At 70.9% G+C, this 14499-nt stretch carries 14 protein-coding genes; 8 read left to right on the top strand and 6 right to left on the bottom strand.

Annotated features, from left to right (window positions below; all coding sequences use genetic code 11):
* Nucleotides 1–256: 256 nt before the first annotated feature.
* Entirely contained in the window at nt 257–667 is a 411-nt protein-coding gene (locus tag BMW88_RS32510) for a DUF485 domain-containing protein (RefSeq protein ID WP_089958343.1), read from the top strand.
* Nucleotides 664–2241, top strand: a complete 1578-nt coding sequence (locus BMW88_RS32505) for a solute symporter family protein (RefSeq protein ID WP_089958340.1) — start codon at nt 664–666, stop codon at nt 2239–2241. The genes BMW88_RS32510 and BMW88_RS32505 overlap by 4 nt, the downstream gene beginning before the upstream one ends.
* On the opposite strand, the gene BMW88_RS32500 is transcribed toward BMW88_RS32505, so the two are convergent.
* Nucleotides 2227–3009: an alpha/beta fold hydrolase gene (locus BMW88_RS32500; RefSeq protein ID WP_089958338.1), complete on the bottom strand. Its 783-nt coding sequence runs from the start codon at nt 3007–3009 to the stop codon at nt 2227–2229. The two genes, BMW88_RS32505 and BMW88_RS32500, sit on opposite strands and share 15 nt — an antisense overlap.
* 70 nt (nt 3010–3079) lie before the next feature.
* Between BMW88_RS32500 and BMW88_RS32495 the strand changes: the two genes are divergently transcribed.
* Nucleotides 3080–4384: an aminotransferase-like domain-containing protein gene (locus BMW88_RS32495; RefSeq protein WP_089958335.1), complete on the top strand. Its 1305-nt coding sequence runs from the start codon at nt 3080–3082 to the stop codon at nt 4382–4384.
* Here the strand turns inward: BMW88_RS32495 and BMW88_RS32490 are convergent.
* Nucleotides 4373–5221, bottom strand: a complete 849-nt coding sequence (locus BMW88_RS32490) for an ATP-grasp domain-containing protein (RefSeq protein ID WP_089958332.1) — start codon at nt 5219–5221, stop codon at nt 4373–4375. The two genes, BMW88_RS32495 and BMW88_RS32490, sit on opposite strands and share 12 nt — an antisense overlap.
* Nucleotides 5218–5508, bottom strand: a complete 291-nt coding sequence (locus tag BMW88_RS32485; protein ID WP_089958330.1) for a hypothetical protein — start codon at nt 5506–5508, stop codon at nt 5218–5220. The genes BMW88_RS32490 and BMW88_RS32485 overlap by 4 nt, the downstream gene beginning before the upstream one ends.
* A gap of 36 nt (nt 5509–5544) precedes the next feature.
* Between BMW88_RS32485 and BMW88_RS32480 the strand changes: the two genes are divergently transcribed.
* Nucleotides 5545–7131: a DUF885 domain-containing protein gene (locus BMW88_RS32480; protein ID WP_089958327.1), complete on the top strand. Its 1587-nt coding sequence runs from the start codon at nt 5545–5547 to the stop codon at nt 7129–7131.
* Nucleotides 7132–7215: 84 nt separating this feature from the next.
* On the top strand, nt 7216–8157 hold the full coding sequence (locus tag BMW88_RS32475) for a quinone oxidoreductase family protein (RefSeq protein WP_089958325.1): 942 nt from the start codon (nt 7216–7218) through the stop codon (nt 8155–8157).
* 47 nt (nt 8158–8204) lie between these two features.
* On the opposite strand, the gene BMW88_RS32470 is transcribed toward BMW88_RS32475, so the two are convergent.
* Nucleotides 8205–8726: an FKBP-type peptidyl-prolyl cis-trans isomerase gene (locus BMW88_RS32470; RefSeq protein WP_089958322.1), complete on the bottom strand. Its 522-nt coding sequence runs from the start codon at nt 8724–8726 to the stop codon at nt 8205–8207.
* Nucleotides 8727–9197: 471 nt separating this feature from the next.
* On the opposite strand from BMW88_RS32470, the gene BMW88_RS32465 reads away from it, so the two are divergent.
* The 3 genes from BMW88_RS32465 to BMW88_RS32455 are packed head-to-tail and all read left to right on the top strand — an operon-like array spanning nt 9198 to nt 11501.
* On the top strand, nt 9198–10136 hold the full coding sequence (locus tag BMW88_RS32465) for a hypothetical protein (protein ID WP_425434713.1): 939 nt from the start codon (nt 9198–9200) through the stop codon (nt 10134–10136).
* A gap of 57 nt (nt 10137–10193) precedes the next feature.
* Nucleotides 10194–10790: a hypothetical protein gene (locus BMW88_RS32460; protein WP_245778201.1), complete on the top strand. Its 597-nt coding sequence runs from the start codon at nt 10194–10196 to the stop codon at nt 10788–10790.
* A 57-nt stretch (nt 10791–10847) separates the two neighbouring features.
* Entirely contained in the window at nt 10848–11501 is a 654-nt protein-coding gene (locus BMW88_RS32455; RefSeq protein ID WP_089958431.1) for an HD domain-containing protein, read from the top strand.
* Nucleotides 11502–11561: 60 nt separating this feature from the next.
* On the opposite strand, the gene BMW88_RS32450 is transcribed toward BMW88_RS32455, so the two are convergent.
* Nucleotides 11562–13475 (bottom strand): hypothetical protein, encoded by a 1914-nt coding sequence (locus BMW88_RS32450; protein ID WP_089958317.1) that lies wholly within the window; start codon nt 13473–13475, stop codon nt 11562–11564.
* A 22-nt stretch (nt 13476–13497) separates the two neighbouring features.
* Complete coding sequence (locus tag BMW88_RS32445) at nt 13498–14430, bottom strand: heme o synthase (protein ID WP_089958314.1); 933 nt, start codon at nt 14428–14430, stop codon at nt 13498–13500.
* Between the last annotated feature and the right edge of the window lie 69 nt (nt 14431–14499).

Genomic DNA, 14499 nt, shown 5'->3' with positions numbered 1-14499 from the left:
CCCCCGCAGCTCGATATCGAGATCCGCCGTATCGGGTGTGAGCGGATAGTAGGCCAGACAGCGTGACGCGACAACGACCTGAGTCGTGTGCGAGCGATCACCGAGCGTGACAACCAACCTGATGGGGTGTTCCTGCCGGTTCAGGGGATTGACTCATCGCGACTCGTGGTTACGCTTGCGCCCTCCACCCCCGGTTGAGACGCGGCCTCCGCGCAGGCGCTCGCCGGGCACTCCCCGTAACGAATGCGAGCGGTTGATGACGAAGGCGCTGCCCTCCGTGTCACGCCCGGCGACCCCCGGTTTCGCGACCTTCGAAGAGCCCCGTCACTCATTGCTCATAGCCGGTGACGGTGAGCCCGATTTCGGTGCCATCCAAACGAGCGAAGATTTCCGCGCGCTGAAGCGCCGGGTCACGCGATTCATTCTCCCGGCGACGCTGCTGTTCCTCGCCTGGTACGTCGCGTTCGTATTGCTTTCGGCTTACGCCGCCGGCTTCATGAGCACCCCGCTGTTCGGAACGGTGAACGTCGGCCTGACGATGGGATTTCTCCAGTTCGTCACCACGATCATCATCACAATGGCCTACGCGCGTTACTCCAAGAGGAAGCTCGACCCCCAGGTCGAGAAGGTCCGCGCATTGGCGGAAACCGACGAGGAGCTCGCGTGACCGGGGCGAACACCGCGATCAACCTGACCGTCTTCGGCGTCTTCGTCCTGCTGACGCTCTACATCGTCTACCGCGCGTCGACGCGGAACGTGAGCGCGTCGGACTACTACGCGGCGGGCAGCAGCTTCACCGGCACCCAGAACGGCATCGCGCTGTCGGGCGACTTCCTGTCGGCGGCGTCGTTCCTGGGCATCTCCGGCGCCATCGCCGTGAACGGCTACGACGGCTTCCTGTACTCGATCGGGTGGGTCGTCGCCTGGCTGATCGGCCTGATGCTCATCGCGGAACGGCTGCGCAACACCGGCCGCTTCACGATGGGCGACGTCATGGCGTTCCGCATGCGCCAGCGCCCCGTGCGCGCGGCCGCGGCGAACGCGACGCTGGTGATCTCGCTGTTCTACATGATCGCGCAGATGGCGGGCGCCGGCGGTCTGATGGCGCTGCTGCTCGACGTGCACAGCAAGGTCGGCCAGGCGATCATCATCGCGGTGGTCGGCATCGTCATGGTGCTGTACGTGCTGGTGGGCGGCATGAAGGGCACCACGTGGGTGCAGATCATCAAGGCGGTCCTGCTGCTGCTGACGGTGTCGCTGCTGACGATCTTCCTGATCGGCAAGTTCGGCTTCGACATGTCCGCGATGCTCGACCGCGCGACGCAGAAGTCGCCGCTGGGCGAGGCGGTGCTCTCGCCGGGCGTGAAGTACGGCGCCACCGACCTGTCGAAGATCGACTTCCTGTCCCTGGCCCTGGCCCTGGTGCTGGGCACCGCGGCGCTGCCGCACGTGCTGATGCGCTTCTACACCGTGCCGAACGCGAAGGAAGCCCGTAAGTCCGTCGTGTGGGCGACGTGGATGATGGCGATCTTCTACTCGTGCACGCTGGTCATCGGCTTCGGCGCGATGGCGCTGGTCGGCACCGACAAGATCACCGGCGCCCCCGGCGGTGAGAACTCGGCGGCGCCGCTGCTCGCGTTCCAGATCGGCGGCACCGTGCTGCTCGGCATCGTCTGCGCGGTCGCGTTCGCCACGATCCTCGCGGTGGTCGCCGGTCTGACGCTGACCGCGTCGGCCTCCTTCGCGCACGACGTCTACGCCAACGTCATCAAGCACGGCGAGGCGGACCCGCGCGACGAGGTCCGGGTCGCGCGCATCACCGCCGTCTGCGTGGGTGTCCTCGCCATCGTCGGGGGCATCGCGGCGAACGGGCAGAACGTCGCCTTCCTGGTCGCGCTGGCGTTCGCCCTCGCGGCGTCGGCGAACCTGCCGACGTTGCTGTACTCCCTGTTCTGGAAGCGGTTCAACACGCGCGGCACCCTGTGGAGCATCTACGGTGGCCTCACGTCGTGCGTGCTGCTCATCGTGTTCTCCCCCGCCATCTCCGGCTCGAAGTCGTCGGTGTTCCCGGACGCCGACTTCGCGTTCTTCCCGCTGAGCAACCCCGGGATCGTGTCGATCCCGCTGTCGTTCCTCGCCGGGTTCCTCGGCACGGTCCTCGGCGGGGAGCCCGCCGACCGGGAGAAGCAGGCGGAGATGGAGGTCCGCGGCCTGACCGGGATCGGCTCAGGTCTGCGCTAGGAGGTCCGCGACCGCCGCGTTGAAGGCTTCGGGGCGTTCCAGGTTCGGCATGTGCGCGGCGCCGTCGACCACGACCAGCGCCGAACCCGGAACCCGCGCGCGGATGTACTCCGCGTCCGCGACCGGGGTGTACTCGTCCTCGCTGCCGACCACCACCAGCGTCGGCACGGTGACCGCCGCGAGCGTCGCGGTGTAGTCCGGCCGGTCCGCCCTGCCCCGCAACGCCGCCGCGGCACCGGCGGGCGGGGCGTTGTGCATCATCTTCCGGACGTGGGCGCCGGCCTCGGCGTTGTGCCGCGCCACCATCTTCCACAGCACCTCGTCGGCGTAGCCCGCCATGCCCTCGCGCAGCAGCCGGTCCGCCATCTCCCGCCGGTACCGGCGCACCTCCTCGGATTCCGGCCCCGCCGACGTGTCGGCGAGGACCAGGCCGCGCAGCCGCTCGGGGAACAGGCGCACGCACTCCATGACGATCTGCCCGCCCATCGACAGGCCGCCGAGCACGAACTCCTCGACGCCGAGGTGGGTGAGCAGCGCCGCGATGTCGCTCGCGAACACCGGCAACGGCGTGGTGCCGGGAACGACCGTGCTCTCGCCGTAGCCCCGCAGGTCCGCGGCGATCACCCGCCAGCCCTGTGAGCTGAAGTGCTCGACCTGCGGCCGCCACATCGAACGGTCGAACGGGTGGCCGTGGACCAGCACCAACGCGTCGCCGGTGCCTTCGTCGTCGTAGCCGATGGTGATGCCGTTGACGGTCGTGGTGGTCATGATCCGACCGTAGTCAGCACTCTTCCTCGGTACAATAAAAACATTGCTCTCGGTGCAATGGGGGGATGCCGTGGAGGACTACCGCCGGATCGCCGACTCCGTCGCCGCCGACATCGCGGCCGGGCGGCTGCGGCCGGGGGAACGGCTGCCCGCGCAACGGTCGTTCGCCCGCCGCCACCGCATCGCGAACTCGACGGCCGCGCGCGTCTACGGCGAGCTCGCGCGGCGCGGGCTGGTCACGGGCGAGGTCGGCCGGGGCACGTTCGTGCGGGCGCCCGCGGCGGAACCCGCGCTGGCCGATCCCGGAGGGGCGCCGGTGGACCTGCAGCTCAACTTCTCGGTGCTGCCGGAGCAGGCGGCGCTGCTGTCGGCCGGCCTGGCCGCGGTGCTGCGCCCGGACGTGCTGGCGGACGCGTTGCGGGCGGGCGGCGTGACGGGCACCGCCGGCGCCCGCTCCGCCGCCGCGGAACTGTTGGCGCGCACCGGGTGGTGGCCGGAGCCGGAGCGGATCCTGTTCACCGGCAACGGGAAGCAGGCGCTCGCGGCGGCCATCGCGGCACTGGTGCCGGTCGGCGGGCGGCTCGGCGTCGAAGCGCTCACCTACCCGGTCGTGCGCACCATCGCGGGCAGGCTCGGGGTTTCCCTGGTGCCGCTGGAGATGGACGAGCACGGCGTGCTCCCCGGCGCGCTGCGCGCCTCGGGGCTGCGCGCGGTCTACCTCCAGCCGGCTCTGCACAACCCCCTCGGCGTCACGATGCCTGCCGCGCGCCGCGCGGAGGTCGTCGCGGTGCTGGAGGAGCTCGACGTCTCGGTGGTCGAGGACGGCGTCTACACGTTCCTGTCCGACGAGGCCCCGCTGGCCGCGCTCGCCCCGGACCGCACGGTCTTCGTCGACAGCCTGTCGAAGCGGATCGCGCCGGGACTCACGCTCGGCTTCGCCGTACCGCCCGCCGGCTGGACCGACCGGATCGCAGCGGCCGTGCGGGGCGGTGGCTGGACGGCGCCGCGGTTCGCCGTCGACGTGGCCGCGCACCACATCTCGGACGGCACCGCGGCGGTGATCCAGCAGGCCAAGCGCGCCGACGCGGCGGCACGCCAGGCGATCGCCGCCGACCGGCTGACGGGGTTCGCCGTGCGCGCCGATCCCCGCGCGTACCACTGCTGGTGGGAGCTGCCGCCGCCGTGGCGCGCCGACATGTTCGTCGCCGCGGCCGCGCGGGAAGGCATCGCCGTCACCCCGGCGGCGGCTTTCGCGGTGGGCACGGCGCCGAACGCCGTGCGGCTCGCGCTGGCCTCCCCGCCGCCGGAGAGGCTCTCGGCGGCGCTGGACGTGCTCGCGGGGATCGCCCGCGGCACACCGGAACTAGGAGCGTGAGGCCAGTGCGCGGATCGCCGTGCTCAGCCGGGCCGCGGCCTCGTCGCCGGTGTGCTTGAAGCCGAGCGTCGGCTCGGTCAGCTCGAGCTCCAGCAGCAGCGGCTCACCGTCCTCGCCTTCGACGACGTCCACCCGGGCGTAGAGGAAGTCCGCACGCCGCAACGACAACAGCTCGGCCGCCACGTCGAGCACCCGCTCCGCCAGCTCGACCTGGCGCCGCGCCGGTTCGATGCCGCGCAGCCTCTCCTCCAGGTAGAGACCGGACTCCGACTCGGCGAGCCCCTGCGCCAGCATCGGTCCCTTGTGGAACGAGTGCGAGTACTCGCCGGCGAAGAACACCAGCGCCGTCTCGCCGTTCGCGTCCACACTGGACTGGTACGGCTGCACCAGCGCTTTGACACCGAGAGCTTCGAGGTGCTTCCTGGCTTCGGCGTGGTCGGTGAACCGACCGGCCCCGCGCGAGCCCGCGCCGATCGCCGGCTTCACGACGAACTCGCCCGCGGGGAACACCGGGTCCTCCCCCGGCTCCACGACGGCGGTCGGCACGACCGGGACACCCCGTGCGGCGAGCTCGACCAGGTAGGCCTTGTCGGTGTTCCAGCGGACCACCCGCGGCGGGTTCGCCAGCGCGGGCACGCTGTCGCACCACGCCAGGAACTCGTCGAGCTTCTCGGTGTAGTCCCAGGTCGCGCGCAGCACCACGAGGTCGGCGTCGACGGGCTCGCCCCACGGCCGCCACGTCACGCCGACGCCGTCGCGCCGCAGTGCGGCGACGAGCGCGTCCTCGTCGCCGTCGCCCTCCGGCAGCGCGGCGCACGAGGCGAGGACGACCTTCATGACTGCATCTTGGCCATCTTGCGGCGGTGCGCGGGCCCGATCCGGGTGGCCGCGGTGGTCTCGCGGTCCCACTCGGCGGCCTCGACGTTCTCGGCGGCCTCGACGGCACGGGTGGCCGACTCGACGTCCGGGGTGATCACGTCGCCCATGGCGCCGTCCGCGCCGACCAGCACGATCCGCGCGCCGGCCCGGCCGATCGGCTCCACCACGGCCTTCACCGCCGCACCGGGCTTGCCGTGGGCCTTCACGAACTCGGCGATGCGCTTCTGCGCCGTTTGATCAGACATCCCCACACTGTAAAACCAGCGGGTAACTTCGTCCGGGTGACCACCGACACGCTCGCGTCGTTCCTCTCGTGGTACTTCGAGCACCACCCCGCCCACGCGGCGCAGGTCGGCTCGCTGGAGCACTCCTCGACGTTCGGGGACTTCTCCGCGACGGCGTTCGAGCGACGGGCGGGGGAGAGCGGGCAGTGGCGGGCGCGGCTGGAGGCGTTGCCGAGGTCGGTGGACCGCGACCTCGCCCTGTCGGTGCTGTGCGGATCGCTCGCGCTCCAGGCGTGGCCCGCCTGGCGCCGCGACCCCTCCGAGTACTCGGGTGTGGTGTTCTTCGGCCTGCTGGCGCCGTTCCTGCACCGGCTGCTGCCCGAGACCGGGCTCGTCGACGCCGCCGTCGCGAAGCTGCGCGAGGTGCCCTCCGTCCTCGCCGCCGCCGAGGCGAACCTCGACCCGTCGCTCGCCTCGCCGCTGGTCGTGCGGCGGGCGCTCGGGCGGGTGCGGACGGGCCGGGCGTTCGTGCTGGACTCGCTGCCGGGGCAGGTGTCCTCCGTGGAGCAGCGCGCGCGACTGGTGGAGGCCGCCGTGCCCGCCGCCGAGGCGTTCGACCGGCACGCGGCGTTCCTCGACGACCTCGCCCTGCGCGCCACCGGCGACTGGCGGATGGGCGAGCAGCTCTACTCGACCCTGTTGCAGGACAGGGAGCTGCTCGGCTACGGGGCCCCGGAGCTGCACCGGCGTGGCCAGGACGCCTACGCCGAGCTGGAGGCCGAGCTGATCGGCCTCGCCGGCTCTTCCGACTGGCGCGCGGCGATGAGCTCGCTGCAGGACGACCACCCGCCGACCCTGGCGGCGATGCGGGCCGAGTACGAGGCCGAGACCGCACGGGCGCGCGCCGCTCTGGTCGAGCACTCGCTGGTGACGCTGCCCGAGGGCGAGAAGTGCCACGTGGTGCCGTCACCGCCGTTCGAGCGGGCGATGATGTCGGTGGCGAGCTACCTCGGGCCACCGCCGCTCACGTCGCGGCGGACCGGCTACCTCTTCGTGCCGTTCACCCTCGACGGCGCCACGGACGAGCAGATCTCGCACCGCCTGCGCACCAACGCGCGGGCGCAACTGCCGACGATCGCCGTGCACGAGGCCTACCCCGGCCACCACTGGCACGCGGCCTGGCTCGCCGCGCAGGGCCCGGCGCACCCGCTGCGCAAGGTGTTCCGCACGTCGTACTTCTCCGAGGGCTGGGCGCTGTACGCGGAGAAGCTGCTGCGCTCGGTCGGCCACTACACGACCACCGCGGCGCTGATGGGCCACGTCGAGGCGCGCCTGTTCCGCGCCGCCCGGATGATCGTCGACACGTCTTTGCACTGCGGCGACATGACACCCGCGGAAGCGGAGGCGTTCATGGTGGCGCGCACCGCCCTGACCCCGGGCACGGCCGCCGGTGAGGTGCAGCGGTACTGCGCGTGGCCGACGCAGGCACCGTCGTACCTGACCGGAGCGCTGGAGATCGAGCAGATCCGCGACGAGTACCTGGCGGCGGGACTCGGGACGGTGCGCGACTTCCACGACCGGATCGCGGGGTCGGGCGCGCTGCCGCTCGGCCTCGCGCGCCGCGTGGCGCTCGGCGAGGACTGACCTCGGTGGATCCTTCCCCGGCGGGAGCGGGAACATGGCGGCCGCGGCCCGGGTTGACCGGGTGGAGCCGATCAAGGAGGACAGATGCCCAAGGCAGTGGTGGCGCGTTCGGCAGGCGGACCGGAGGTGCTGGAGCACACCGACGTGCCCGCGCCCGTGCCCGGTGACGGTGAGCTGCTGGTGCGGGTCGGCGCGGCGGGCGTCAACTACATCGACACCTACCAGCGCAGCGGTCTCTACCCGCTGCCGCTGCCCGCCGCTCTGGGGCTGGAGGGCGCCGGCGAGGTCGTCACCTCCCACTCGCCCGACTTCGCCGCCGGTGACCGGGTGGCGTGGATGTCCGTGCTGGGCAGCTACGCGACGGAGGTCGTCGTGCCGGCCACGGCGGCGGTGAAGGTTCCCGCCGGGCTGGACGTCGAGCTGGCCGCGGCCTCGTTGCTGCAGGGCATCACCGCGCACTACCTGACGCACTCGACCCACGAGGTCAAGGAAGGCGACCGGGTGCTGGTGCACGCGGCGGCCGGTGGGGTCGGGCTGCTGCTGACGCAGTGGGCGAAGGCGCGCGGCGCCTTCGTCATCGGGACCGTGTCGACCGACGAGAAGGAGGCGCTGGCCCGCGAGGCCGGGGCCGACGAGGTGCTGCGCTACGACGACTTCGCGGCGCGGATCGAGAAGGTCGACGTCGTGTACGACGGCGTCGGGGCCTCGACCTTCGACCAGTCGCTCGCGTCGCTCAAGCCGCGCGGCCTGCTCGCGCTGTTCGGCGCGTCGTCAGGACCGGTGCCGCCGGTCGACCCGCAGCGCCTGAACGCGGCCGGGTCGGTGTTCCTGACCAGGCCGTCGACCGGCGCGTACCTGCTGGACCGCGCCGAGTTCGAGTGGCGGGCCGGCGACCTGTTCACGGCGATCTCGGCCGGGACGCTGAACGTCCGGATCGGTGGGCGCTACCCGCTCGAGGAGGCCGCGCGGGCGCACACCGACCTGCAGTCGCGCCGCACGACCGGCAAGCTGCTGCTCCTGCCGTGAGGCACGGGGGACGCCCCCGGTGCCGATGCGCCGGGGGCGTTCCCGCGTCATCCCGCGGGGGTGACCTTCACGCCGTCGATGACGAACACCAGGGTCTCGTTGGGCTTGATGCCCTGTCCGCCCTGGCCGTAGCCCTTCGCGGGCGGCACGACCAGCAGGCGCCGGCCGTTCTCCTTGAGCCCGACGATGCCCTCGTTCCAGCCGTCGATGACCGGCGCCTGCCCGACGTTCTCGACGTCGAACGGCTTCTTGCCGAAGGAGCTGTCCAGCACCTTCTTGTCGGAGAAGGTCGTGAGCTGGTAGTTGACCGTGGCCGTCGTGCCCGCCTTCACCTCGGCGCCGGTGCCCTGCACGAGGTCCTTGACGACGAGCTCGTCGGTGGGCTTGCACGCGGGGATCTCGACCTTGGGCGCCGCGCCGAAGTCGCCGGTGACCTTGAAGTCGTCGGCCTTGCAAGGGGTCGTCGGCGCGGTGGAGGACCCGGCCGAGGGCTGGGCCGAGCTGCCGCAACCGGCGAGACCGGTGGCCGCGGCCAGCGCCAGGGACGCGATGAGCAGGACGTTACGCATGGTGCGTGAGGGTATTCGGAGTGGTGTTAGCCGGGTGTAGCAGGTGGTCGTGGCGGCGGAGCGCACGCGTGGCGGCGCGACCATCCGGCCGATCCCTGGCGCAGGTGCACGGCGCATCCGGCCGGGCCGGGTCGGGCTAAGACACGCGGCGTGGGTGCGTTCGGGTGGGTGGGTCACCCTCATCCGACACGTTCGGGGGCCGGGGCGACTGCGTGTCACCGGAGTGCACGGATGCGGGCCGGCGACTGGGCTCAAGGGCGATTATTCCGGTCCGGAATATCGCACGAACAGCAGCTTCCTTATCTTTTGACCGACGCGTACAGTAACTCCTCGCACTTGATCGGGCACTGACCGCATTCGTCCGTTCGGGTCGCGTCCGAAGAGGTGACCCAGGAGGTGGAACACGTGTCCGCGGAGGCCGGAGGCATCCGCAGCAACCTGATCCAGGAGTTGTTCTGGACTCGGACCGGGTTGCTCCTCCTCATACTCGTGGTGACGTCGGGCACGTCACTGGCCATCTCCAGCCAAATGGATTCCGGGGCAGGGAGAAACCTGCTGACAGCGGTGGGCACGGGCACGCTCATTTCCGCGGTTGTGAGCTTCACCCAAACCTTGATCACCTCGAAATCGGCCCAGCGGGCACTTCTCACGCCGGTGATCGAGGAGAGCCGCAAGGCGCTCAAGGAGCTCAGCGAGGAGTACCGTGCGCTCGACCGGGAGTTCTTCCCCAGCCACGTCTTCGAGCCGACGGCCACCCCGGACCCGGTGTTCAACCAGCTCATGATGCAGGACCTGGAGCGGACGCGGCTGTACTGCTTCCGCGGGTTCGCCGGGCGCTACGCGGCCGGAAGAGTGCTGCTGAGCCAGACGGAGTGCGAGTTGAGGGCGGTGCTGGCGGACCCGCGCGACGACAACGCGCTCAGCGGCCGGGCGCGGTACCTGCTCAGGAACGAGGGTGCCGACGGCGACTACGACGAGATCCAGAAAAAGCTCAAGGAACAGATCGGCATAGGGCTCGTCGGGCTCTACACGGCGCGGAGCCGGTGTTCGAGGATCGACGTCACCATCATCTCGGACCCACCGCTCGACCGGTTGGAGCTCTTCGACGACTCCGTGTGGATGACGCTTTACAGCAACACCGCGGGAGTGCTGAGACCGTATCCGCGGACCCTGCGGTTCACCGAAAGTTCGTTCCTGTACGCGATGGAACGGGCGGAGTTCCTGCGGATCAGCAATTCCAAGGCCGGGTACCACTTCGCCATCACGCCGGGCACGTCGAGGAACGACTTCCTGGCGTTGTTCGAGAAGATCACCGGCGAAACCCTGTCCAGCGACGGTTTCAAGGAGCTCGAAGACAAGTTCCACGCATTCCGCCGCGAATTCTCCACAGCCGCGCAGTTGAGGAGCTGATCGATCTTGCTAGCCGAGTTCACCGGGTTGTCCGCGCTCGAGGAGCTCGCTGCTCGGGTGAAACGCGCCGAATTCCCCGTGGTGGACCACTGGCCCGATGTCGGCGAGTGGTTCCGCGAGTGGGCGGCCCGGCCGGAGCTGCGCAAAGAGCTGCGCGCGCACATCGACGGGCTCACCCCGCAGCAGGCCACCTGGGTGATCGCGCACTCCCGGGAGACGACGACGCACTTCGCGTGGTGCCTGAGGGACGACCCGGACGAAGCGTTCACCTTCTGGCTGCACGAGTACAAACCGCTGGCCGACTGGCGGACCGGCTACGCGGACTCGGTCCACAACCACCGGTACCACTTCTGCACCACGATCCTCAGCGGCGCGTACCTGCACGAACGCTTCGACGCCCGGCTCGGCGTCGGCGGCCGCACGATCGTCGGCACGGAGCTCACGAACCGCGCCCAGTGGACCGAGGGCACGACCGGCACGTTGCTCGCGCACGAGTTCCACCGCATCCCGCGGGCGGCGGAGGGGACCATGACGTTCTTGGTCAAGTCGCGCGCCGTCACGCCGTGGAGCCTCAGCTACGACCCGGACACCGGGATCAGCCACCGGCACGTGCCGGTCGAGGACCGTCTGGAGGATCTGACGAACCACCTCTGAAGCCGCACGGGAGCGCCCGGAGCACGCTTACCATCAGCCCACCCGGTGGGAGGGCTGATGATGCACACGCGCACAACGATCCCGAGGTCTGTCATAGCGGACGTGGAGCAGCGCGTCAGGCGGCTGTGCGAGGACCTGGCCGCGAAGCTGCAGTTCCACGGCTGGCACCACGTGAGCTTCGTCCGAGACAAGTCCGTGCACTTCGCCGAGCGCAACGGCGCCGCTCGGGACGTGGTCGAGGTCGCGGCACTGGTGCACGACCTGAACTACATGGTCCGCCGCAACTCGCTGCCCACGGACGGCGAGGCGTTGCGCCGCAAGGTCCTCTTCGTCTCCGGTGTCTCCCAGGGCGACATCGCGTGGATCGAGCGGATCGTCGTCGAGGCCGAGATGCGCACCCGCCACCGCGACATCTCGCTGGAGGCGCAGGCCCTGTCGGACGCGGACACGCTGTTCAAGGCGCTCCCGGTCACACCGGTCGTCCTCGCGCACCGGTACCTGCAGGAGAACGGCATCACGCTGCGCGAGCTCGCGCACAAGATCGTGGGCGAACAGGTGGGCAAGGCCGACGAGGGCTACTACTTCTACGACGCGGAGGCGGCGGCGACCTACACCAAGTGGGCGCAGGCCAACCTCTCGCTGTGGCGGTGCATCGTCGAGTCGCTCGACGACCCGTGCGTCGAGGACCTGCTGACCAAGGTGCCGTCCTGACCTCACCGCGCGGACCGGCAGGGGTGGGGTCGGCGCAGCGCAGGTGAGTGCAAGCGCAGGTCAGCGCAGGCGCAGGTCGGCGCCGGCGTGCAGGGCGTAGGCGAGGCCGAGCACGTTGCCGCGGCCGAGCATCTCCCAGCGCGTGCGCCGCAGCGCCTCCCCGGCGGGCATCCCCCCGGCGAGCCTGGCCAGCAGCATGCCGCTCACCCAGCCGGCCATGCCCTGGTCGACGGCCACCTCCGGGCAGACGACGCCCGCGGCGCCCGCCCGGTTGACGAACGCGTCCACCAGGTGCGCCGCCGGCGAGGTCGTCACGACCAGCGGCCGGTGCGGCCAGCCGTCGACCTCCACGGCCTCCAGCGCACCTTCGTCGTAGACGAGGTGCATGACGTCGGCGCGCTCGTCCGACAACGCGCGCGACAGGTCCGGCGGGCTGACGTACGCGGAGGAGATCGAGTCCGGCGGCAGGAACGACATCAGCTCGGCCACGTGCCGCTGGGTGAGTGTCCGGTCCAGGGCGGGATCGACGGCCAGCACCACCTGGACCTGGCGCTGCGCCGGGGCGACCTGCCAGGCGAGCGGTCCCGGTGGTTGTTCCAGCACGCTCGACAGCCCCCAGAAGCCGAAGGGGCACAACACGTTTCCACTGTGGTCCGGCACGGGGCAGTGCGGTGGCACCTCTCCCCCGGCTCCGAACGGGCCGAACTGCGACACAGACGCGCACAGCCGATAAGGCCCCTCGGCGAACGGCAGGTCGTAGACGTGAGCCCACGGCACGCGTGTCGAACCGGCCACCGTGATCACCCCGCCACGCCGGACCACCGCGCCGTCGCCGGACAACTGCCGGTGCAGCGCGGCGCCCCGCACGGCGAACGCGGCGAGGTCCTCGCAGAACTCCGGAAAACCCTTGCCGTACCAGGGGTCCAGGCCGGTCACGGGAGGCAGCTCGCCGGTGGGGCCGAGGCTGACCCGGTGCGGCTCGTGCCCGGCCATCACCAGTGCCCGCTCGCCGAGCACCAGGACCGAGGCCGTCCGCGACGACAGCGGCGCGAGATCGGCGAACGTCCGGGACAGCCGGAACCGCAGCCGTGCCCGGGACTCGCCGGACCCGACCGGCAGCACCACCTGCTGCACGTGCACCGGCACGACGCCGCGGTAGACGACCAGCTCACCGCCCCACGGCACGGATGCGTACGGCGTGGTGACCGGGAAGCTCACCCACGGGCCTGCGCCGTCCGCCGGCAGCACGAACGACTCGGACTGCACCGCGCGTCCGTTCATGCAGAGCACGGCCTTCAGCTCCAGGTCGGCCGGCAGCGGCGCGGCGCCGGCTCCGACGCGCACCCACACCTCGTAGTCCGCGCCCGGCCGCAGCGCACCGGCGATGCCCTCGGTCGCTCCCGGCAGCGCGACGACTACCGCCACCTCGCGGTCGGGTGGCGGGGGCGGTGCCGGCAGCGCGGTGTAGGTCATCATCCGACGCCGCTCCAGCTCGCGGAACTGCCAGAGCACGTCCTCGACCCTGCCCTCGCCGGCGCCGCGGGGCACCGCGACCACGACGTGCGGCGCGCTCCACCCGACCAGCACCGTCGCCGGGTCCACGCCGGGCACCCACGTGTGCACGGCGGTGAAGAGCACGACCGGCCGGCCGAGGGCGCGCAGCGCGGTGACCAGCGGCGCCGAGTCCCACGAGCGGGTGTCGTGCAGCGCCACCAGGTCGCCGGGGACGCCGGGGATCGAGGGCAGCTCCGCGGCCGACGAGAAGTGGCGGAGGTCGACGACGGCGAACCGCAGTGGCCGTACCCGCGTGGCGACCGCGGTGGTCGCGGCGCACCCGACCGCCAGGCCCCGGCTGACCTGCGCCCACCCGCCGGGGTCGGTGATCACGACGAACGACGACGCCGGCGTCAGGGCCGCGACGAAGTCCAGTGGTGAGCCTTCACCACCGGTGACGGTGAACTCGACGGGCGCCACAGCCGTACGCCTGGAGGTGCAGCTAGAACGGCCAGCCCAGCACCGGCAACCCGACCACCGCGTCCACGGCGAGACCGCAGAACACGAGCATCAGGTAGAGGTTCGACATGTGGAAGAACTTCATGGTGTTCGTGGACCCGCCCCGGCGCACGACGTTGTGCAGCTTGTGCGCGAAGACGGCGAACCACACGCCGGCCAGCGCCGCCACGGCCACGTAGATCCACGAGGTGACGGGGGCCAGGGCGAGGGTGCACAGGACGGTGATCCAGCTGTAGATCACGATCTGCCGCGTCACCTGCTGAGCTGTGGCCACCACGGGCAGCATCGGCACGCCTGCGCGGGCGTAGTCCTCCTTGAACTTCATCGCGAGGGCCCAGGTGTGCGGCGGCGTCCAGAAGAAGATGACGCCGAACATGACCAGCGCGGGCCACTCGACGGTGCCCGTCACCGCGCTCCAGCCGATGATGACCGGCATGCAGCCCGCCATGCCGCCCCAGATGATGTTCTGGGAGGTGCGGCGCTTGAGCACCAGCGTGTAGACGAAGATGTAGAAGAGGATCGTCGCCACGGCGAAGACCGCGGACATCAGGTTGACGAAGATCCACAGGAACGCGAACGAGACGACGCCGAGCACGACGCCGAAGATCAGGGCGTTGCGCGGCGGGATGGCGTTGCGCGCGAGCGGGCGGGCCGTCGTCCGCTTCATGACCGAGTCGATGTCGGCGTCGACGAAGCAGTTGAGGGCGTTCGCCGACCCCGCGGCGAGGGTGCCGCCGGTCAGGGTGCAGGCGATCAGCCACAGCGGCGGCAGGCCGTGCTGGGCGAGCAGCATCGCGGGGATCGTGGTGATCAGCAGCAGCTCGATGACCCGCGGCTTGGTGAGCGCGACGTAGGCGCCGACAACCTGGCGAGGCGACCTGGCGGGGGCCTCGGCAACGAGACTGTCGGCACTCATCGCGGGAACGCTCCTCGTGTCACGAGTGGGGGGAAATCCAGCGACCGATGGTAACCGCGGGAAGAATTC

The organism is Lentzea xinjiangensis (genome assembly GCF_900110955.1).
GTDB classification, from domain to species: domain Bacteria; phylum Actinomycetota; class Actinomycetes; order Mycobacteriales; family Pseudonocardiaceae; genus Lentzea; species Lentzea xinjiangensis.
The sequence above is the reverse complement of the archived record's forward strand: the minus strand, read 5'-3'. Positions and strand labels throughout refer to the sequence as shown.

What these genes read in the sequence shown, in the direction of transcription:
- BMW88_RS32510 (WP_089958343.1), top strand. Translation starts at nt 257, where the DNA reads ATGACGAAGGCGCTGCCCTCCGTGTCACGCCCGGCGACCCCCGGTTTC.
- BMW88_RS32500 (WP_089958338.1), bottom strand. Translation starts at nt 3,009, where the DNA reads ATGACCACCACGACCGTCAACGGCATCACCATCGGCTACGACGACGAA.
- BMW88_RS32490 (WP_089958332.1), bottom strand. Translation starts at nt 5,221, where the DNA reads ATGAAGGTCGTCCTCGCCTCGTGCGCCGCGCTGCCGGAGGGCGACGGC.
- BMW88_RS32485 (WP_089958330.1), bottom strand. Translation starts at nt 5,508, where the DNA reads ATGTCTGATCAAACGGCGCAGAAGCGCATCGCCGAGTTCGTGAAGGCC.
- BMW88_RS32475 (WP_089958325.1), top strand. Translation starts at nt 7,216, where the DNA reads ATGCCCAAGGCAGTGGTGGCGCGTTCGGCAGGCGGACCGGAGGTGCTG.
- BMW88_RS32470 (WP_089958322.1), bottom strand. Translation starts at nt 8,726, where the DNA reads ATGCGTAACGTCCTGCTCATCGCGTCCCTGGCGCTGGCCGCGGCCACC.
- BMW88_RS32455 (WP_089958431.1), top strand. Translation starts at nt 10,848, where the DNA reads ATGATGCACACGCGCACAACGATCCCGAGGTCTGTCATAGCGGACGTG.
- BMW88_RS32445 (WP_089958314.1), bottom strand. Translation starts at nt 14,430, where the DNA reads ATGAGTGCCGACAGTCTCGTTGCCGAGGCCCCCGCCAGGTCGCCTCGC.